Raw genomic sequence first — 18,798 nt, forward strand, 5'->3', positions numbered from 1 at the left:
CGGCCGTGTCCGGTCCGCAGCGCCACGGCGGCGTCCTCGGCATCGACGTCGGCGGCACCAAGGTCGCGTTGCACGCGGAGGCACCCGGGCGGCCGGCGTACGACCGGACCTTCCGCTGGCCCCGGGGGGCCGCCGACCCGGCCGACGACCTGACGGTGCTGGCCGTCGAGGTGGACCGGCTGCTCGACCGGTGGGGGCCGGTGGACGCGGTCGGGGTGGCCATGCCGGCGACCACTGACACCGGGGGCATCGTCACCACCTGGCCTGGGCGCCCCGGCTGGGCGGGCCTCGACCTCACCGGCGCGCTGCGCCGCCTCTTTCCCGACGCGGCGACCGCCGTCGCCGACGACGGTGATCTCGCCGCCCTGGCCGAGGCGCGCTGCGCCGGCGCGGACGACGTGGTCTACCTGGGCGTCGGCACCGGGATCGGCGGCGGCGTCGTGCTGGCCGGCCGGCCGGTGCCGGGCCGGTCCTCCGCCGAGATCGGCCACATGGTCGTCGCCCTCGACGGTGAGCGCTGCGACTGCGACCGGCACGGCTGCCTCCAGTCCGTCGCGTCCGGCCCCGCCACCCTGCGCCGCGCCGCCGCCCGCCGGGGCGGCGAGGTGGGCTTCGACGACCTACGGGCCGGACTCGACGGGCGCGAGCCCTGGGCGGTGGCTGCGGTCGAGGAGAGCTGCCGGGCGCTGGCGGCGGCGGTGGTGAGCCTCGGCGAGATCCTCGATCCGGCGCTGGCGATCGTGGGCGGCGGGTTCGCCGCCGGCCTGCCCGGCTTCGTGCCGCTCGTCGCGCAACGGGCACGTCGCGCCGGCCGGCCCGGGCGCCCGGCGCCACCGGTGCGTCCCGCCGCCCTCGGCGGGCTGTCGTCCCTGCACGGCGCGGTGGAGCTGGCTCGTGACCTGACCGGCACGCCGGCTCCCGCGCGCCCCGTCCCCATCGCCTAGAGGAGAGCAGCATGGTCAGGATCGGTGTCATCGTCGGCAGCACGCGACCCGGCCGCAAGGCCGACGCCGTGGCCCGCTGGGTGCGCGACGTCGCCGCCAAGCGGGGCGACGCCACTGTCGAACTGGTCGACATCGCCGACTACGCCCTGCCACACTTCGACGAGGTGCTGCCGCCGTCGATGGCGCCGTCGCGACGCCCGGCCGTACGCCGCTGGGCGGCGACCGTGGCCGGGTTCGACGGCTTCGTCTTCGTCACGCCGGAGTACAACCACTCCATCCCGGGCGCGCTGAAGGATTCCCTCGACTTCCTCTACCAGGAGTGGCAGCACGCCGCCGCCGGCCTCGTCAGCTACGGCGTGCACGGCGGCACCCGGGCGGCGGAGCACCTGCGGCTGGTTCTCGGGCAGCTCGGCGTCGCCGACGTCCGCTCCCAGGTCGCGCTCTCTCTGACGACCGACTTCGTCAACTTCCGCGACTTCCGGCCGGCCGCGCACCACGAGCAGGCCCTCGGCACCATGCTCGACGAGGTGGTCGCCTGGGCCGGCACACTGCGGACGCTGCGCCGGGCCTGACGCCGCTGCGGCTGCGCGTCGGCGACCGGGGTCGGGCACCGGCATCGACCCGCCCGGCCCGGCACGGCACGGCACGGCACGGCGGGAAACGAGTTCGCGCCGGCCACGGCGGAGGACGAAGGGACACCCTGGAGGGACGCCCGCCGTCGTAGGCCGGGCCGGCCCGCGCAGTGCGGCGACCGCCACCGCGAGACCACCGGCGGCGGTGGCCTCCACCCATGATCGGCTGTCCTCTGTCGTCGCTGCGGCATGACACGATGGCCGTGCCCTGCGCCGCCGGTGGCCGGGCACGACACTGATGGAGTCGGGATGTCAGAACTGGCCGGCACGCCGGTGCCAGGATTGGCGAAGCTGTGGACGCACGACCCGGTCACCGCCGGCCGGTATCGGCTGCTCGGCCGGCTGGGCGCGGGTGGGCAGGGGGTCGTCTACCTCGGTGAGGACGACGCTGGTGACCGCGTCGCGGTCAAGATGGTCAACGTCGATCTGACTGATCCACGGGCGCGGTCGCAGTTCGTGAAGGAGATCGCCGCCGCGCGCCGGGTCGCTCCGTTCTGCACCGCGCAGGTGCTCTTCGCCGAGGTCGACGGCGAGCGTCCCTACGTGGTCAGTGAGTTCATCGAAGGCCCGACCCTGCACCGGCACGTCCGCGAACGCGGCCCGGTGACCGGTAACGCCCTGCACCGGCTCGCGGTCGGCACTGTCACCGCGCTCGCCGCGATCCACAGTGCCGGCGTGGTGCACTGCGATCTGAAGCCGGACAACGTGGTGCTGGGCAGGGACGGCCCTAGGGTGATCGACTTCGGCATCGCTCGCGCGCTGGGCGTGACCGAGACGGCGTCCAGCCGGGTCATGGGGACCACCGCGTACATGGCACCCGAGCGGTTCCGCAACGACGCGGTCGGTCCGCCCTGCGACGTCTTCGCCTGGGCGGCCACGATCGCGTTCGCTGCCGGTGGCCGGCCACCCTTCGGCGATGATTCGCTCTTCGCCGTGATGCACCGGGTGCTGCACGATCCGCCCGACCTGCCGGCGTTGCCTCCGGTGCTGGACGAGCTGATCCGGGAGTGCCTGGCGAAGGATCCGGCGGATCGGCCGGGTGCCGAGCAGGTGCTGGTGCGGCTGCTGCGGCAGGACGCCACGGCCACCGTGCCGCTACGTCGGGAGAGCCTGCTCGAGGTCGGCAACGAGACCGCGGGCACGCCGACGCCGAACCATCCCCTTCCCCGGATCACGCCGACGGCACCGCAGCCGCGCCCGACGCAGCCACAGCCACAGCCGACCCAGGCCCGGCCGACGCAGCCGGCACACCCACGGATGACGACCCAGCCGGCGTACCTGCCGGCGACGGAGCCCGGCGTCGGCGCCGGGTCCGGCGGCGCGTTGCGGCGACTGCGTCGTGAGGCCCTCGACGCCTGGGGCATCTCGACAGCGCTCTTCCTCGGCTCGGCCGGCGCCGCCGCCGGCTACGTCGCGTCGAGCGCGATCGGCCCGGCCGCCGCAGTCGGGGCGGTCGCCTTCGTCGTGGTCTACCTGGTCCGGCTGCTGGTCGCTACGGCGGTCGGGGGGCGGTCCGACCGCCCGTGACGCCGCGGCAGGGGTCCGGGTCGCCGGCTGGCGCCGGATCGATAGGTTGACGGCCACCAGCCGCCCGCCGAGGAGGACGCCCCGATGACCCCATCCGTTACCCGCACGCGGCAGTGGTTGCCCTACACCGCTGCCGTCACCGCCGGGCTGGTGGTCATCGCCGGGGCGTTCGTGTTCGTCCAGCAGCGCGATGCGGGCGGCGAGGCGCCCCGCACCGACTGCGCCACCACCCTCCAGGTCAACTCGTCGACGGAGAAGGCGGCGCTGCTGGTCGACCTGGCCGAGCGCTACAACCGCAGCAGCCGGTCGATCGACGGCGGTGGCTGCGCCCAGGTGCACGTCAGCGCGCTCAACTCGGGCCAGGCCGCCGAGGCGCTGGCCACCGGCTGGACCCACACCGGCCTGCCGCGACCACAGGTCTGGCTGCCGACGTCGAGCCTGTGGACCGGCCAGCTCCGGCTGCTCGACCAAGCCGCCGGGCGAGCACCGCAGACCCCGGACCGCTACCCGTCGATCGCCAACAGCCCACTGGTGATCGCGATGCCGCAGCCCAAGGCCGAACTGATACGCCGGCGCGGGCCGCTGGGCTGGGGGGAGATCCTGGGCCTGTCCGGGCGGGACGGGTGGGCGGGCTTCGGCAAGCCGGAGTGGGGCCGCTTCACCTTCGGCAAGGACAACCCAACCTGTCCACCTCCGGGCTGGCGGCGACCATCGCCACCTACTACGCGGCGGTGCAACGGTCCAGCGACCTGACCCGGTCCGACCTTGCCGACCCCGCGGTCACCCAGTTCGTCCGCCGGATCGAGGCCAATGTGTCGCACTACAGCGACGATTCGGTGGACCTGCTGCGCAGCCTCGCCGAGGCGGACCTGGCGGGCGGCGCGGGCAGTACGGACGACATGAGCGCCATCGTCCTCCAGGAGGAACTCGTGGACCTCTACAACACGGGTGCGCTGAGCCCTCGGCAGGACGGGCAGGAGCGGGGCCGCAGGCCGAACGTCCCGCTGGTCGCCGTCCACCCCAAGGAGGGCACGTTCAACCTGGACCACCCGTTCGTGGTGCTGCCCTCCGCCGACGAGCGGCAGCGGGCGGCGGCGACCGACTTCCTGGCCTTCCTGACCGAGGACGCCCAGCAGGAGAGCTTCGCCCGCCTCGGCTTCCGGGACCACGAGCGCCGAGCCTCGGCGGAGCTGCTCGCCAACGTCGGCGCCGAGCCCACCGGTGGGCTGAGCTACTTCGAGCCCCCGGACCCGCAGGTGGTCGGCGCGATGCTGGACGGCTGGCGGATGCTCCGCAAGAAGGCCAACATCCTGATAGCCCTGGACACGTCCGGGTCCATGCAGGCGATGGTCGGCACCCGCACCCGCTTCCAGGTCGCCTCAGCAGCGGCGGGCAAGGGCCTCGCGCTGCTCAACACCGAGGACCGGGTGGGTCTCTGGTCGTTCTCCTCGGAGACCCGGAAGCGGCCGAAGAGCCCCTACCGGGAGGAGATCCCTCTCGGCGAGTTCGACCAGAAGCGGATCAACAGCAAGATCGCCGGCCTGCACGTCGACGGCGGCACCGCGCTCTACGCGACGGTCCGGGCCGCACACCGAGAGCTGCTCGACCGGTACGACCCGCAGCGGATCAACGCGATCGTCGTGCTGACCGACGGCAAGAACGAGTACCGGCAGGACAACGACCTGGCCGGCCTGCTCGCCGAGGTCGCCCTCGACCCGCGGCGTCCGGTGAAGGTGTTCTGCATCGCCTTCGACCGGGAGTCGGACTTCGCCACCCTGGACCGGATCGCCAAGGCATCATCGGGCAAGGCCTTCGACGCGACCGATCCGGCCAAGATCGACGAAGCGTTCGTGAAGCTGGTCAGCAGCTTCTGACGCCGACGCGCCCCGCTCGCCACGAGCCCGCGGCGCGACCGACGTCTCCGCAGCCCCGCCGGTGAACAGCGCCGGCCGGAGTAGGGAGCACCCCGACACCGGTCCGGTCCGCCGACGCCCTAACCTCGGCGTACAACGAGTGCCGGGCCTCCGGGATGACCAGCAGGTCGCCCTCCCCACCGGTCCACGGCTGATCCGGCGCGACCAGCCGGACCCGCCCCCGCAGTACCTGGAGCGTCGCCTCACCGATCAGGCTCCCGGTGCGACGACCAACCGCTCCGCGGCGACCTGCGCCGCGTCGGTGCGTACGACGCCGGCGAACTCGCGGGCGCGGGCGGCCACCTCCGGCCGCAGCGCGGCGCCCAGAGCCTCGGTCAGTGACTCGACGGTCGGCACGGAGCCGGGGTGTGCGGTGCCGATGCCGAGCGCGGGCACCCGGCGCGCGAAGTAGTGCTGGTCGTACACCTGCGGTACGACGACCTGCGGCGTCCCGGCCCGCGCGGCCGTGGTCGTGGTGCCCGCGCCGCCATGGTGGACCACCACGGCCACCTCCCGGAACAGGTCCTGCTGGTTCACTTCGCCGACCACCAGGCAGTCGGGGGACCGGTCGACCGGCGAGAGCGGCGCCCAGCCCCGGGAGGCGACCAGCCGGCAACCGACCGCGCGCACGGCCCGCACGGCCGTCTCCAGCAGACCCGGGGGTGCGGCGACGCTGCCGAATCCGACGTAGACGCACGGCCCGCCGGCGTCCAGGAAGGCCGTCAGCTCGGCGGGCAGGGCCCGCTTGTCGGGCAGGAGCCAGGCGCCCGGTTGGTAGACGGCCGGATCGGCGACGTCCGGCCAGGGTGCCAAGGCCGGGTCGGCGGCCAGCCACGGCCGGTCGGTGTGGATGTGGTCGCTGACGTCGTCGACCGTGCCCAACCCCACCGCCGACCGCAGCGCGTTGAGGGGCGCGGCGAAGGTGTCGTTGACGTGCCGCAGGTTGGCGGCCCACAGGTCGCTGTTGTCGGCCGACGCGGGCGCCGGGACCTCCCCGAGCACCGGCAGCGGCAGCGGGGGGTGGTGGGGTGAGGGAAGGGCCGCCGGGCAGAGCGCCGCGAAGACGTACGGGATGCCGCGCTTCTCCGCCACGGTGCGGGCGGCGATCTGGAGGCCCGTCGACGCGACGAGGACGTCACAGTCCCGGGCTGCGGCCGACAGCACCTCGAACTGGATGCCGATGGAGGACTCGGCGAACTTGCGTACCTGCGCGGGCGAGGGTTTTGGCACGGCGGCCCGCGACCTGGGCGCCGCCGACCTGCGCCAGGGCGGGCCGACGGGCACGAAGGGAATCCTGAAGCTGGCCACCCAGCGGGCGAAGTCGGGCGGGGCGCAGAGGCGGGCCTGGTGGCCGAGGGCCGTCAACCGCGACGCGAGCGCCACCAGGGGTTGGACATCGCCACGCGACCCGAGAGTCGACAGCAGTACGCGCACAATACTCGCCTTTCCGTCTTTTACGCCGGATCCGGGCACGGTTGGGCCAGGCCCGACAGCGTTGTCGGGCCTGGCCGCACCGTCGATCTGCTATCCCCGCGTCGTGGAGCGCCCCGGCACCAGGGCAGCGGGTCGCGCCCCGGCGGCGGTCTGAGCGGGTACCCGGCGCGCGGCACCGGGCGCGGGTCGGAGGGGCCGCAGGATCAGTACGTGGCCGAGCCCCTCGACCGCGCGCAGCTCGGCCGCGCAGGCCGCGGCCTGCGCCTGGCGCAGGTAGTCCAGCGTCTGCGGGTCGGCGGCGCACATCCCCGGCGTCGAGTCGGCGGTGGCGACCAGGTGGACCTCGCCGGCCAGCAGCAGCGAGGCCGAGATGAACTGGCAGAGCTCCGGCCACAGCAGGTACCGCCAGAAGTCCACGCTGATCACCGCGTCCAGGCTGCCCGACGGCATGGGCGGGGCGACGCCGAGCAGGTGGAAGTTGGTCCGCCCGATGGGTGCGGCGTAGTCGAAGGTCAACGCCGAGGCGGGCAACCCGGAATCGGCGCGGCCGGTGCCGATCCAGAGCGTGCGGTGCCCCCGCACCTGGCCGGCGAGGCGCGCGGCGGCGGGGCCGATGGCGCAGGCCGACCGCTCGACGCACTCGTCGATGAGCGCGCGATAGTGCAGGATCCGCCGGATCGCCTCGTACCCCATGACGGCGGTGAGGAACTCCCACTCCAGGCACGGATAGAGCCGGGCCGCCTGCTGGAAGTTGGCCTTCATCTCCATCCAGTTGCGGGTGATGTTCTTGTGGTGCGGCAGGTGGACGACCCGGGCGTCGTCGTCGTAGCCGAAGTTGACGCCGTCGGGGAGGCTGCGGTCGACGCGGTAGAACAACTCGACGTCCTCCACGCCGTAGCTCAGACCGAACGCCTCGCGGTAGCCACCGACCTGCGCGAAGTGCGCGCTGGACAGCGAGATGTTGTGCGTGTAGGCGATGACCCAGCCGGCCCGGAGCCACTCGCCCCCGTCGTCGGGAAGCCCCGTGGCGAACCGCAGGTCGCCGCCGTGCGGGAAGGCGCGTGCGACCGCGTGCGACTCCCCGGCCAGCACTGCCGGCAGGTCAGCGAGGCCGATCTCGTCCCGCCGGCCGATCAGCACCGCCGCGTTGCCGGGCACGCTGTGCCAGGCCAGGTGCCGCTCCAGCAGGTCGGGCACCGCCCACGAGTCGGCGTCGAGGAAGACCAGCAGCGGCGCGCAGGCACGGCGCGCCCCCTCGTTGCGGGCGGCGGAGCGGCCCTTGCGCTCGGCGAGTTCCAGCACGCGCAGGCGGAGACCGGCGCCCTCGGCGAGCGCCTCGGCGTACCCGTCGGACGAGCCACCGTCCCGGACCACGATCACCTCGAAGCGTTCCGGCGGCAGCGTCTGCCGGGTCAGCGCCCTGAGGGTCAGCGCGAGGCACTGCGGATCCTGGTAGGTCGGCATCACCACGCTCAGCGCCGGAGGGTTGGTGGGCAGCGACATGGTGATCCTCTCCGTCAGACGATCTTGCCGTCAGAGGGCGGCGACACCGTCAGACGATAACGCTCCGCGACGACATCACTACGCATCAATAGGGGTCTATAGGGGTGCACTGTCCCGACACGACAGTCGCCGCCCGACCGGAACCCACCCACGCGCAAAAGCAGCAGCCGCGACAGGAAGCAGCGGGTTAGATCAGCCCGATTCGGCTGGCGAACTCACGTACGCCTGGCAGGTTGCGGCTGTCGCGGCCGACTGGACGTGTTCGATGAGGTTGGTTCGGGATTCGCGTACCAGTTCGCTGGCATGCTGACGGCCCGGCGCTGGGCCGGGTTCCTCCGTGCTGCTGGTCGGGGCGTGGGGTTGCTGGGTCAGCCGGCGGGTCGCGGCAGTGCGGCGAGGCGGTTGAATGCGCTGGCCCCGCCGACCTGGCCCCGGATCATTCGCGCCACCGCCGGCCGCGACCTCGCCCAGGCACGGGTGTGACGCTCGAGGCAGGCCCGGTTGCGGGGTCGGTGACAGCGGCTCCGGCAGCAGCGACCGCGAGCAGCAGCACGATCCAGAGCGGGACGGCGCCGACGTCGCGCGGTTCGGGTCAGGTGGTGCCGCGGACGACGAGCGTCGTCGGCAACACGGTCGGCTTGGGCGGGTCGTCGCCGCCGTGCAGCATGGCGACCAGCGCCTCGGCGGCGGCCGTGCCGAAGCCGGGCTTGTTCTGGGCGACGGTGCTGAGCCCGGGCGGGATCAGCGCGGCCACCTCGATGTCGTCGAAGCCGACAATCGCAATGTCGTCGGGGATCCGTAGGCCGGCCGCCTGGGCCGCCCGCATCGCGCCGACAGCCATCTCGTCACCGGCGACGAACACCGCGGTAGGGCGGTCGTCGAGGGCGAGCAGCCGGTCCATCGCGGCGTGACCGCCGTCGAGATAGAAGTCTCCCTCGACGACGTGGCCGTCGGCGAGCGGCAGGCCGGCCCCGGCCAGCGCGGCCCGGAAGCCGACGAGCCGTTCGGCTCCCGGCCAGGTTCGCAGCGGGCCGGTGATGGTGGCGATGCGCCGGTGGCCGCGTTCGACGAGGTGGCGGACGGCGAGCGCCGCGCCGCCGGCATTGTCCGAGGTGATGTAGGTCGACGTCGGGCCGTCGACCCGCAGGTCGAGAGCGACGCACGGCACCTGGGCTTCGACGAGGGCGAGCACGGCCGGGTCCCGGGTGCCGTTGTCGATGATGACCGCGCCGTCGAGGTTGTGCTGGCGGACGGCGCGCACGTATCGCTGCCCGTCGTCGGGCCCCGCCGCGTCGTGGCCGGCGAGCATGAGCAGGTTCAGCCCGTGCGCGCTGAGCGCCGTCTTGAGCGCGACGAGGATCTCCTGCAGGAATGGGTGGCGCCATCCAGGGCGGCGATGGTCGGTGTCCCATACCAGGCCCACCATGTTGGATTTCTTCGTGGCGAGCGTCCGGGCCGATCCGTTCGGCAGGTAGCCGATCTCGGCGGCCAGGTCGAGGATGCGCTGGCGGGTGTGCTGGCTGACGACCTCGGGGGTGTTGAAGACGCGGGACACGGTGGCGACGGACACGCCGGAGCGGCGCGCCAACTCCCTGATAGTGGCCAATGTGGTGCCTTCTCTGTAACCGGTTTCACGACCGTAGCGCCAGCGATGTCCGCCGGTCAACCCGCATCGAACGTTATCGTTTCGTAACTTGACACCCCCTAGCCGAACCCGTTCACACTTCCCAGGAAAGGTGCTCGCCGGCGGTCACCCGCAACTCGGCCGGCATCCGATCTTCATCCAACTCCACCCACTCCCACCACCATCGCTTCGCCGACAATGTAACCGGTTTCAGGTAACCGGTTACATCGCACGAAAGGGTTCCCTGGCATGCACCCAAAACGACTGTTGCGACTGGCGGCGGCCACCCTGGCCGCCGGAGTACTGCTGACCGCGTGTGGCACCGGCACCGAGGGAGGCTCCGGCGGCGGCAACGAAAAGATCACCCTGAACGTCAACCTGTTCGGCAACTTCGGGTACCAGGACCTGTACGCCGAGTACCAGAAGTCGCACCCGAACATCACGATCCAGGAGCGCACGGCCGCCTACAACGACCATCACCGCGACCTGATCACCCACCTGGCCACCGGCTCCGGCGCGGGCGACATCGAGGGCGTCGACACGGGCTTCATCGCACAGATGCGCGAGCGGGGCAACCTCTTCGTCGACCTGGGCAAGGACCGCCAGTCCGAGTACCTCGACTGGAAGTGGGCGGCGTCGCTGGCCAAGGACGGCAAACAGATCGGGTACGGCACCGACGTCGGCGGCCTGGCCATCTGCTACCGGCGTGACCTGTTCGAGAAGGCCGGCATGCCCTTCGACCGCGACCAGGTGTCGGCCGCCTGGGGCAGCGGCTGGGACCAGTACATCGAGTTCGGCAAGCGGTACGCGGCGAAGGCCCCGGCCGGCAGCGCCTTCTTCGATGGCGGAGGCCAACTGTTCAACGCCATCATCGGCCAGGCCCCGGTCGGGTACTACAACGAGGACAACGCCATCGTCGTGGGCACCAGCCCCGATGTCCGAAAGGCCTGGGACCTGACGGTGAAGGCGATCCAGAGCAACCTGTCGGCCAAGCTGATCGGCAGCTCGCAGGAGTGGAACAACGGCTTCGCGAAGGACCAGTTCGCCACCATCGCGTGTCCGGCCTGGATGATGACCAAGATCAAGGACCAGGCGAAGCACGCCGCCGGCAAGTGGGACGTGGCGAGCGTCCCGGGCGGCGGCGGCAACTGGGGCGGCTCGTACCTCACCGTTCCCAAGCAGGGCAAGCACATCGAGGAGGCCAAGAAGCTCGCGGCGTGGCTGACCGCCCCGGAACAGCAGGCCAAGGTGTTCACCGCGCGGGGCAACCTGCCGTCCATCCCGGCTCTGTACGACAAGCCCGACATTGCCCAGTACAAGGACGCCTTCTTCAACAACGCACCGGTGGGCCAGCTCTTCACCACCGCGGCGAAGCAGCTCAAGCCCCAGTACCAGGGCCCGCGAGCCGGAGACGTACAGACCACCATCCGCGACGCCCTCGTCCGCATCGAACAGGGCAAGCAAAGCTCCGACGAGTCCTGGAAGCAGATGGTCAGCGACGTCGAGCGCCTCGCCAAGTAACTCGACCCGCGCCGCCGGCGGTCGCCCGTGACCGCCGGCGGCACCCGGCGACAAAGGATCGACGATGGCCACCTACCTCCACCAGGCCCGGCGGGCCGGCCTGAGCCGGCTCGACACCAAGGGCTCGCCCTACCTCTACATCCTGCCGTTCTTCCTGCTGTTCGGCGCATTCGGGCTGTTCCCGCTGCTGTACACGGCGTACGTCTCGTTCAACGACTGGGACCTGCTCGACTCCGGGTCGCACCGCTGGGTCGGCCTCGCGAACTACCGCGAGATGCTGCAGGACGCGTACTTCTGGAACGCCCTGGGCAACACACTCAGCATCTGGGTGCTGTCCACCGTGCCGCAACTGCTCGCCGCGCTCTGGATCGCCCACCTGCTCAACCACCGGCTGCGGGCCCGCACCGCGCTACGGATGGGCGTGCTGCTGCCCAACGTCACCTCGATCGTGGCGGTGACGATCGTCTTCACCCAGCTTTTCGGCCGCGACTTCGGCATGGTCAACTGGGCTCTCGGCCTCGTCGGCATCGGCCCGATCGACTGGCAGGCCAACACCTGGAGCTCCCACCTGGCCATCTCGTTCATCGTCGCCTGGCGGTGGACCGGCTACAACGCCCTCATCTACCTCGCCTCGATGCAGGCGATTCCGCACCACCTGTACGAGGCCGCCGACCTCGACGGCGCGTCGCAGGCTCAGCAGTTCAGGCGGATCACCGTCCCGATGCTGCGGCCGACGATCATCTTCACCACGGTGATCTCGACGATCGGCGGCCTGCAGATCATGGCCGAACCCCTGCTGTTCGCCAGCTCCCAGACGCCCACCGGCGGCTCCGACCGGCAGTTCCAGACCGTCGCCCTGTTCATGTACGAGCAGGGGTTCCGGGAGTTCCGCTTCGGCTACGCCTCGGCGGTCGCCTGGACGCTCTGTCTGGTCATCGCCATCTTCGCGATCATCAACTTCCTGCTCACCCGGCGCATCGCCAAGGACGAGGACTGAGGAGAACGCCGTGACCACCCTCGCGGACCCCGTACAGACCGGCACCACGCCCTCGCCGCCACGCCGGTCCCACCGGCGCCGGAGCTTCGGGTACCCACGCAAGGCCTCGGTCTGGAGCTACGGCGCCCTGCTGGCGGTCGTGGCCGGGTCGGTCTTCCCGCTCTACTGGTCCATCGTCGTGTCCTCGCAGACCAGCGACGCCGTCACGAAGGTGCCGCCGGCCCTGGTGCCCGGCGGGCACCTCTTCGACAACATCGCGCGCGTGTTCGACACGACCGACTTCGGCCGGGCCCTGGTGAACTCCTTCATCGTCAGCGGCTCGATCACCGTCTCCGTGGTGTTCTTCTCGACCCTGGCCGGGTTCGCCTTCGCCAAACTGCGGTTCCGAGGCCGAAAGGCGCTTCTCGTCGTGGCCATCGCCACCTCGATGGTGCCGCACCAGCTCGGCATCATCCCGCTGTACATCCTGATGGCCGACCTCGGCTGGACCGGGCGCCTCACCGCCGTGATCGTGCCCGGGCTGGTAACCGCGTTCGGCGTCTTCTTCATGACCCAGTACCTCGGCCGCGCCGTGCCCGACGAACTGCTGGAGGCCGGCCGCGTCGACGGGTCCAGCACGTTCGGCCTGTACTGGCACATCGTCCTGCCGGCGGCCCGCCCCGCCGCGGCGGTGCTCGGGCTGTTCACCTTCATGCAGGCGTGGAACGACTTCTTCTGGCCGCTGGTCGTGCTGCAGGACAACGCGACCGTGCAGGTGGCGCTCTCCGCACTGGCCAGCGGCTACACCACCGACTACACCCTGACGCTGACCGGCACGTTGCTCGCCACGCTGCCGATCCTCGTCGTCTTCATGCTCCTCGGCCGGCATCTCGTCGACGGCATCATGCAGGGGGCGGTGAAGGGATGACCACCACATCCCAAGGCGCCGCCGCGGCCGCAACCCGGCCGGACCTGCCCGAGCTGCCGGACCTGCCGGCCGGCTTCATCTGGGGCGCCGCCACCGCGGCGTACCAGATCGAGGGGGCGGTCGACGAGGACGGCCGCGGGCCGTCGATCTGGGACACCTTCTGCCGCCGCCCCGGGGCCGTCGACGACGGCACCTCCGGCTCGGTCGCCTGTGACAGCTACCACCGCTGGCGGGAGGACGTGGACCTGCTGGCCGGCCTCGGCGTGGACGCCTACCGTTTCTCGATCGCCTGGCCACGGGTCATGCCGGCCGGGCGGGGCGCGGTGAACCGGCGGGGCCTCGACTACTACGACCGGCTCGTCGACGCCCTGTGCGGGCACGGCATCCGGCCGTTCGTCACGCTGTACCACTGGGATCTGCCCCAGGCGCTCGAGGACGAGGGTGGCTGGCGGGTACGGGACACCGCCGAGTGGTTCGCCGAGTACGCCGCCGCGGTCGCGGGCGTCCTCGGCGACCGGGTCCAGGACTGGATCACGCTGAACGAGCCGTACTGCTCGTCGATGGTCGGCTACGCGGAGGGCCGGCACGCTCCCGGCACCGCCGAAGGACATGGCGCTCTGGCCGCCGCCCACCACCTGCTGCTCGGGCACGGCAGGGCGGTCGCCGCAGTCCGGTCCGCCGCCGGCCCGCGGGCGCGCGTCGGCATCACGCTCAACCTCTCCCCCGCCGTGCCGGCCAGCGATACCGAGGCCGACCGGGCGGCGGCAGATCGGCAGGACCTCATGCTCAACCGGCAGTTCACGGATCCGGTGCTGGGCGGCGCATACCCGCCCGGGTTCGAGCGGCTCTACGCCGGGGTGAGCGATCTGTCGTTCCGCCGGGACGGTGACCTGGCGGTGATCTCCACGCCGCTGGACTTCCTCGGTGTCAACTACTACTACCGGGTCCACGTCGCCGACGCCCCGTACGAGCAGCCCGACCCGGCGCTGCGCAGCGCGTTCGACATCGGGGTCCGGCAGCTACGGCCGGACGGGTTGCCCACCACCGACCTGGGCTGGCCGGTGGAGCCGCAAGGGCTGTTCGACACCCTGACCGGGCTCGCGGACCGTTACCCGGGCCTGCCTGCCGTGTACGTGACGGAGAACGGCTGCGCCGACCTGCGGGACGGACCCGAGCCGGACCCGGAACGGATCTCGTTCGTGGCCGGGCACCTGGCGGCGGCGGCCCGTGCGGCCGCCGTCGACGACCGGCTCGATCTGCGGGGGTACTTCTACTGGTCGCTCATCGACAACTTCGAGTGGGCCCGCGGGTACGGGCCCCGCTTCGGTCTGGCCCACGTCGACTACGGCACCGGATCCCGTACGCCCAAGGCCAGCTACCACTGGCTGCGTGACCGCATGCGGGCGTGGCGGGAACGCACCTCCACCTGAAGCGCCGCCCGCGGCTCGTGGCGGCAACGGTATGCGCGGTCACCCGGCACCGAACCGCCCCGGTTTCGGTGGAGTCGGGCTCTTCGATCATGAAGGCGGGGCGTGGGCGCCGGGCTCGCCTGGCGGGGCGTCGAGGGCCAGCCTCAGCGCCGCCTCGACCGGATAGACCGGGCAGTACAGCGGAGTGTCTGTGGCCGGCGGGGCCGCGTCCTTCACCTCGAACGCCTTTCGGGCCCGGCCGAGGTCCGCGAGCAGGTCGGCCACTGACGGTTCCTTCTTCGGCTCCGGGGGCGCCGCCTCGACGGGTGCCTCCGTCTTCGGCGCCGTGATCGAGACGCCGAGCGCCGCCGCGGCGGCGTTGAGCCCGTCCTTCGGCATCGCGGCGGCCAGCGCCGAGAGGCGGCCGACGGCCTGGTCGGCGTACGCGGCGTCGACCGGCACCGCCGGCAGCTCGAACCGGGTTCCGGTCTGCGCGCCGAACGGGGCGTCGCGGAACACCCGGTCGCGGTTCTCGGCGTCGACGAGCACGTGGCGGCCGTCGTGGAGGTCGGCGTACAGGTTGGCGGCGAGCACGTTCCCGTCGAGCAGCAGGTTCTGGTCGGGCACGGTCGCGCGGACGGCGATGCTGTCGGCGAAGGCGAGCACGTTGGCCTCGACCCGCATGACACCCCGGCCGGAGAGGTCCAGCAGGCAGCCGGTCGTGGACTGCCCGGTCGAGGCCCGGCCGGTGGGGTCGGCGGCGAACAGGACCGTGTTGCCGCGGATGGTCCAGGGGCCCGCGCCGGGTGCCTGGACACGGACGGCGGTGCCGCTCGTGTTGACGACCACGTTGTTCTCGAACGTCCCGTACGCCGCACTGAGCTGCACGGCGCAGTACGCCGCGTTGGCGAAGACGCAGTTGCGCACGGTGATGCCGCCGCTGCCGCCGCGCAGGTCGAGCAGCGCCGCCGACTGGGAATGGCCCGCGTCGAGGGCGCCGCTGTCGGCGTACGCGTTGTAGGTCGCCCCGTCGAACATGAACCCGTCAAGGATGAGGCCCTCCCCCGAGTCCTCGCCGGTGAGCACCGGATCGCCGAAGATGCCCTTCGCCTTGGTCTCCGGGGTGAGCACGAAGCGCACGGGGTGCCGCCAGGGGTCGCGCGCGGCGAACTCGGCGTCCCACCCGCCCAGCAGCGTCAGGTTGCGTACGGGGATGCGCCATGTGCCCGACCGCAGGCGGCCCGTGTACTCACCTGCGGCGACGAGGATGCGGTCGCCCTCGGCGGCCTTTTCGAGGGCCTGGAACGGGTCGCGGAACGGCGCCTCGCGGCTGCCGTCCCCGCCGGAGGATCCGGCCCGCACGAACCAGTCGCGGCCGGCCGGCCGGGGCGGCTCGGGGGCCGTGACGTCGAGCACGGGCGCGAGGGAGTCGAGGACGATGGTGGCGCTCTGACGCCCGCCGGGCGGCGTGAGGCGGTACGTGCCGCGGAGCAGGTACGTGGACTCGAGGTCGAGGCCGCGCGAATACCGTACGGCCTCCTCGGTCTGGTGATGGACGAGGCCGTAGCGCGGGGCGAGCGCCCACCACGGGCTGTTGTCGGTGCCGGGCTCGTAGACGGCGACGCCGATGTGCGTCTCCGCGAGCTCGGGGAGGATCTGTGTGTTCTGGTCGAAGCCGACCCCGGCCCGCACCTGCACCGGGGCTCCGGCGAGCGTCGGGTCGGCCTCGTAGAGCCGCGCCCAGTCGACGGCCTGGTACGACGGGCCGGCCGGGAGCTCGGTGAACGGCTCCGGCGCCGCCAGGTCGGCGGGGTGCGCGCCCGGCGCCGCGCCGACCGCGAGGGCGAGCACCTCGGCCGGGGCGAGCCGGCGCATGACGGGCCGCTGAACATCACGGTCTGATGCGGACGACAGCTCACCGAGGCCGGCCGATTTCCGCAGCGCGTTGAGGGCGGCGATCGGCGGGCGCTCGTACGTGACGGCGACGTCCACCGTGTACGTGTCGAGCCACGCCGCCGGGAGCCCGGTCAGCTGTGGGTCGCCGACGGTGTTGCCGGCCGCCGAGCGCAGGCCGACGTCTTCGAGCTCCGCGGCGTACTCCTCGGTGAGCTCGGCCTCCGCGCCCGGCACCCGGCTGCGCACGATGTCGCGCGGTGTGGCGAAGAACAGGTTGCGGTCGATGGCGATCTGCCCGACGTCGCGCAGGCAGGCGACGGCCGCGTTGCCGCAGCCGACGAACACGTTGTCGGCGATCGCGGCAGCGCCGTTGATCCGTACGCCGACGGCCCGGTCGGCGCCGGAGCCGCGCGGCGGGTCGGAGTCGTCGTGGGCGAAGGCGAAGGTGTTGCGGCTGACCGCGGCCGGGGTCTCGGGGGCGCCGTCGCGGACGGTGAGCAGGCTGAGGCCGACGCAGTTGACGACGATGTTGTTCTCGAAGACCACGGAGTCGCCGCCGAGCTCGACGGCGCCGGAGCTGCCGTTGGCGAAGCAGCAGTCGCGGACGGTGATGCGCTCGCCGCGCAGGCTCACCAGCGGGCCGTCCCCGTAGGAGGCGCGCTGCAGGCCGCCCTGCTCGTCGTAGTCGTCGCGCCCGGCCCCGTCGAAGAACAGCCCGTCCAGGACGAGGCCGTCGTGGCCGCCGATGCCCTGGAGCATGTTCGGCTCGTTCGGGACGCGCAGGCCGGTCTTTGCCGCGAAGACCGTCGGTGTCTGCCAGGGGGTACGGCGGGAGAAGTCGGGGCTGTATCCGCCGAGCAGGGTCAGCTCGGGGGTGTCGACGACCCACGAGGAGCGCTCGCCGCGCCCGGTATAGGTGCCCGCCGCGATGTGGATGCGGTCGCCGGGCGCAGCCTGCCGCAGCGCGAGCCACGGGTCGTGGAACGGCCGGGCCCGGGTGCCGTCGCCGACCGGGCCGCCCGCCGCGACGAAGAGGTCGGTCATGACTTCTTCACCTCGTCGTCGGCTTCCTCCGTCTTGTCCGCGAGCAGCTTGAAGCCCACCTTGACCGCGTCTCTGACCTGTGCGAACGCGGCGAGGCCCGTCTGCTTGTAGGGTCCCTCGGCCAGGTCCTTGACGTATTCCTCCTCGGTCGCCAGCAGCGACTCCAGGGATTCCGAGGCCTTCTCCAGCTCCTCGTTGAACTTCGCCAGCGTGCCCGGATCATCGGTCAGCTGGGCGAAGGCGTTGGTGCTCTCCTCCACGAGCGTGGGGAAGAGCTCGTCGTAGAGCTTGCTGGACTGCTCCTTGGCCGCCTCGGCCCGCGTGTCGAGCCCTCGGTCGAGGACGTTCTCCTTCATCCAGTCCCAGTCGGTGGCCCGGTAGTCGCCGGACGCGCCGATGCCGCGCCAGTTCCCCGCCGCCTCGGCGCCGCGGGCGAAGAGCTTGTCGATCCAGTCCTCGTCGAGCTGTTCGCGGGCCACGGTCAGCAGCTTGATGTTGTCGACCACCGTCTGCTTCGCGGCACGCTTCTGCTTGGCCGCCATGAGGTTCTCCGCGGTGAGCTGCTCGAAGTTCTTGATCGCCTCGTTGGCGGCTTCCTTGGACGACGGGTCCTTCATGAAGAGGACGATCAGGCGGGCGCCCGAGGTCGGGAGGTATTTGACGAGCAGGCTCTTGACCGTGTCCTGGATGGAGCCGAAGTTCTTGAGGAGCAGCTGCTCGACGATCGCGTCGTTGCTGCGCGCGTTCTTGAGGTCCTCCTCGCACTTCTTGATGAGCGCGAGGTCGGCCTCCAGGACCTTGCTCATCAGCGTGGCGACCTCGGGGACGTCGAGCCGGGCGACCTGCGCCCAGATCTTGCGCTCCCCGGCGAGGAAGTCACGCGGGCCGACCGCGGTCCACCGTTCGTCGACGGACATCGCGTTGGCCTGGCTGTCCTCCAGCACCGACCGGATGTCCGATTCGAGGCGCTCCATCAGCGCCTCGGCCTGCTCGCAGTTGGTCTCCCACCGGTCGGTCAGGCCGTCATAGCCCGGTTGCTCCAGCTTGGAGAGCATCTCCTCGAACAGCTTCTCCCGATCGGTGTCGAAGCGTTCCAGCAGATCCAAGACCTTGTCGAGGATGTCCTCCTCGAACCCCGTGGCGCGCATCCGCTGCTCAACGAGCTCGCGGGCGTCATCGACATCTTCCACAAATTTCAGGGTAGGAGCCCTCGGTCATCCGAGGCAGTCGTGAACCCGATCCCTGCCAGATCAAGGATCCGACCTATGCCGCCGCTCGGTGAAGACTGACTCCGGAAGTCGTCGACTCTTCGGGAGTGCACCATGTCATCCCTGTTCAGCGGACCGATACTTGGTGTTCGTATGCGTCTTTCCTCTGGCACCGGGGGGCAGCCGGCTCATAACGGCATGGGGTGCCCGCTCCGTGGCGGCCACCCCATGCCTTACCG

14 protein-coding genes are annotated in these 18,798 nt (G+C 71.7%); 9 read left to right on the plus strand and 5 right to left on the minus strand.

What is annotated here, in order from left to right:
* Positions 1 to 5: 5 nt before the first annotated feature.
* The 5 genes from PVK74_RS10440 to PVK74_RS10460 all read left to right on the plus strand — a co-directional run bounded on the left by PVK74_RS10440 (position 6) and on the right by PVK74_RS10460 (position 4,977).
* The gene (locus PVK74_RS10440; protein WP_069088799.1) at positions 6 to 944 is read left to right on the plus strand and encodes an ROK family protein; all 939 of its coding nucleotides are present in this window, start codon (positions 6 to 8) and stop codon (positions 942 to 944) included.
* Positions 945 to 955: 11 nt separating this feature from the next.
* The gene (locus PVK74_RS10445; protein ID WP_043329859.1) at positions 956 to 1,516 is read left to right on the plus strand and encodes an NADPH-dependent FMN reductase; all 561 of its coding nucleotides are present in this window, start codon (positions 956 to 958) and stop codon (positions 1,514 to 1,516) included.
* Positions 1,517 to 1,825: 309 nt separating this feature from the next.
* Positions 1,826 to 3,103 carry a serine/threonine-protein kinase gene (locus PVK74_RS10450; RefSeq protein WP_069088800.1) on the plus strand — a complete coding sequence of 426 codons (1,278 nt, stop codon included), beginning with the start codon at positions 1,826 to 1,828 and terminating at the stop codon, positions 3,101 to 3,103.
* 84 nt (positions 3,104 to 3,187) lie between these two features.
* A complete protein-coding gene (locus tag PVK74_RS10455; protein ID WP_420800519.1) occupies positions 3,188 to 3,856 on the plus strand; it encodes a substrate-binding domain-containing protein in 669 nt (222 codons plus the stop codon).
* Complete coding sequence (locus PVK74_RS10460; RefSeq protein ID WP_420800520.1) at positions 3,835 to 4,977, plus strand: VWA domain-containing protein; 1,143 nt, start codon at positions 3,835 to 3,837, stop codon at positions 4,975 to 4,977. Before PVK74_RS10455 ends, PVK74_RS10460 begins: the two co-directional genes overlap by 22 nt.
* Positions 4,978 to 5,226: 249 nt before the next feature.
* Here PVK74_RS10460 and PVK74_RS10465 read toward each other — a convergent pair whose 3' ends face one another.
* The 3 genes from PVK74_RS10465 to PVK74_RS10475 all read right to left on the minus strand — a co-directional run bounded on the left by PVK74_RS10465 (position 5,227) and on the right by PVK74_RS10475 (position 9,619).
* Complete coding sequence (locus tag PVK74_RS10465; protein WP_316250026.1) at positions 5,227 to 6,489, minus strand: glycosyltransferase; 1,263 nt, start codon at positions 6,487 to 6,489, stop codon at positions 5,227 to 5,229.
* A 51-nt stretch (positions 6,490 to 6,540) separates the two neighbouring features.
* A complete protein-coding gene (locus PVK74_RS10470) occupies positions 6,541 to 7,953 on the minus strand; it encodes a glycosyltransferase family 2 protein (protein WP_274478950.1) in 1,413 nt (470 codons plus the stop codon).
* 592 nt (positions 7,954 to 8,545) lie between these two features.
* The gene (locus PVK74_RS10475) at positions 8,546 to 9,619 is read right to left on the minus strand and encodes a LacI family DNA-binding transcriptional regulator (protein ID WP_274478951.1); all 1,074 of its coding nucleotides are present in this window, start codon (positions 9,617 to 9,619) and stop codon (positions 8,546 to 8,548) included.
* A 207-nt stretch (positions 9,620 to 9,826) separates the two neighbouring features.
* Between PVK74_RS10475 and PVK74_RS10480 the strand changes: the two genes are divergently transcribed.
* The 4 genes from PVK74_RS10480 to PVK74_RS10495 all read left to right on the plus strand — a co-directional run bounded on the left by PVK74_RS10480 (position 9,827) and on the right by PVK74_RS10495 (position 14,432).
* Positions 9,827 to 11,098, plus strand: coding sequence for an ABC transporter substrate-binding protein (locus PVK74_RS10480; RefSeq protein ID WP_043329850.1), 1,272 nt, complete (start codon positions 9,827 to 9,829; stop codon positions 11,096 to 11,098).
* A gap of 64 nt (positions 11,099 to 11,162) precedes the next feature.
* A complete protein-coding gene (locus tag PVK74_RS10485; RefSeq protein WP_030500465.1) occupies positions 11,163 to 12,095 on the plus strand; it encodes a carbohydrate ABC transporter permease in 933 nt (310 codons plus the stop codon).
* Between the two features lie 10 nt (positions 12,096 to 12,105).
* On the plus strand, positions 12,106 to 13,002 hold the full coding sequence (locus PVK74_RS10490; RefSeq protein WP_420800521.1) for a carbohydrate ABC transporter permease: 897 nt from the start codon (positions 12,106 to 12,108) through the stop codon (positions 13,000 to 13,002).
* Positions 12,999 to 14,432 carry a GH1 family beta-glucosidase gene (locus PVK74_RS10495; protein ID WP_274478952.1) on the plus strand — a complete coding sequence of 478 codons (1,434 nt, stop codon included), beginning with the start codon at positions 12,999 to 13,001 and terminating at the stop codon, positions 14,430 to 14,432. The genes PVK74_RS10490 and PVK74_RS10495 overlap by 4 nt, the downstream gene beginning before the upstream one ends.
* An 87-nt stretch (positions 14,433 to 14,519) precedes the next feature.
* On the opposite strand, the gene PVK74_RS10500 is transcribed toward PVK74_RS10495, so the two are convergent.
* Entirely contained in the window at positions 14,520 to 17,351 is a 2,832-nt protein-coding gene (locus PVK74_RS10500; protein ID WP_274478953.1) for a right-handed parallel beta-helix repeat-containing protein, read from the minus strand.
* Positions 17,348 to 18,541, minus strand: coding sequence for a hypothetical protein (locus tag PVK74_RS10505; RefSeq protein WP_274478954.1), 1,194 nt, complete (start codon positions 18,539 to 18,541; stop codon positions 17,348 to 17,350). Before PVK74_RS10505 ends, PVK74_RS10500 begins: the two co-directional genes overlap by 4 nt.
* Between the last annotated feature and the right edge of the window lie 257 nt (positions 18,542 to 18,798).

The sequence above is a fragment of the Micromonospora chalcea genome, from assembly GCF_028768405.1.
Taxonomy (GTDB): domain Bacteria; phylum Actinomycetota; class Actinomycetes; order Mycobacteriales; family Micromonosporaceae; genus Micromonospora; species Micromonospora chalcea.

Excerpts from the sequence above, each read along its gene's own strand:
- PVK74_RS10450 (WP_069088800.1), top strand. The coding sequence starts at position 1,826 with ATGTCAGAACTGGCCGGCACGCCGGTGCCAGGATTGGCGAAGCTGTGG.
- PVK74_RS10495 (WP_274478952.1), top strand. The coding sequence starts at position 12,999 with ATGACCACCACATCCCAAGGCGCCGCCGCGGCCGCAACCCGGCCGGAC.
- PVK74_RS10480 (WP_043329850.1), top strand. The coding sequence starts at position 9,827 with ATGCACCCAAAACGACTGTTGCGACTGGCGGCGGCCACCCTGGCCGCC.
- PVK74_RS10470 (WP_274478950.1), bottom strand. The coding sequence starts at position 7,953 with ATGTCGCTGCCCACCAACCCTCCGGCGCTGAGCGTGGTGATGCCGACC.
- PVK74_RS10485 (WP_030500465.1), top strand. The coding sequence starts at position 11,163 with ATGGCCACCTACCTCCACCAGGCCCGGCGGGCCGGCCTGAGCCGGCTC.
- PVK74_RS10455 (WP_420800519.1), top strand. The coding sequence starts at position 3,188 with ATGACCCCATCCGTTACCCGCACGCGGCAGTGGTTGCCCTACACCGCT.
- PVK74_RS10445 (WP_043329859.1), top strand. The coding sequence starts at position 956 with ATGGTCAGGATCGGTGTCATCGTCGGCAGCACGCGACCCGGCCGCAAG.
- PVK74_RS10500 (WP_274478953.1), bottom strand. The coding sequence starts at position 17,351 with ATGACCGACCTCTTCGTCGCGGCGGGCGGCCCGGTCGGCGACGGCACC.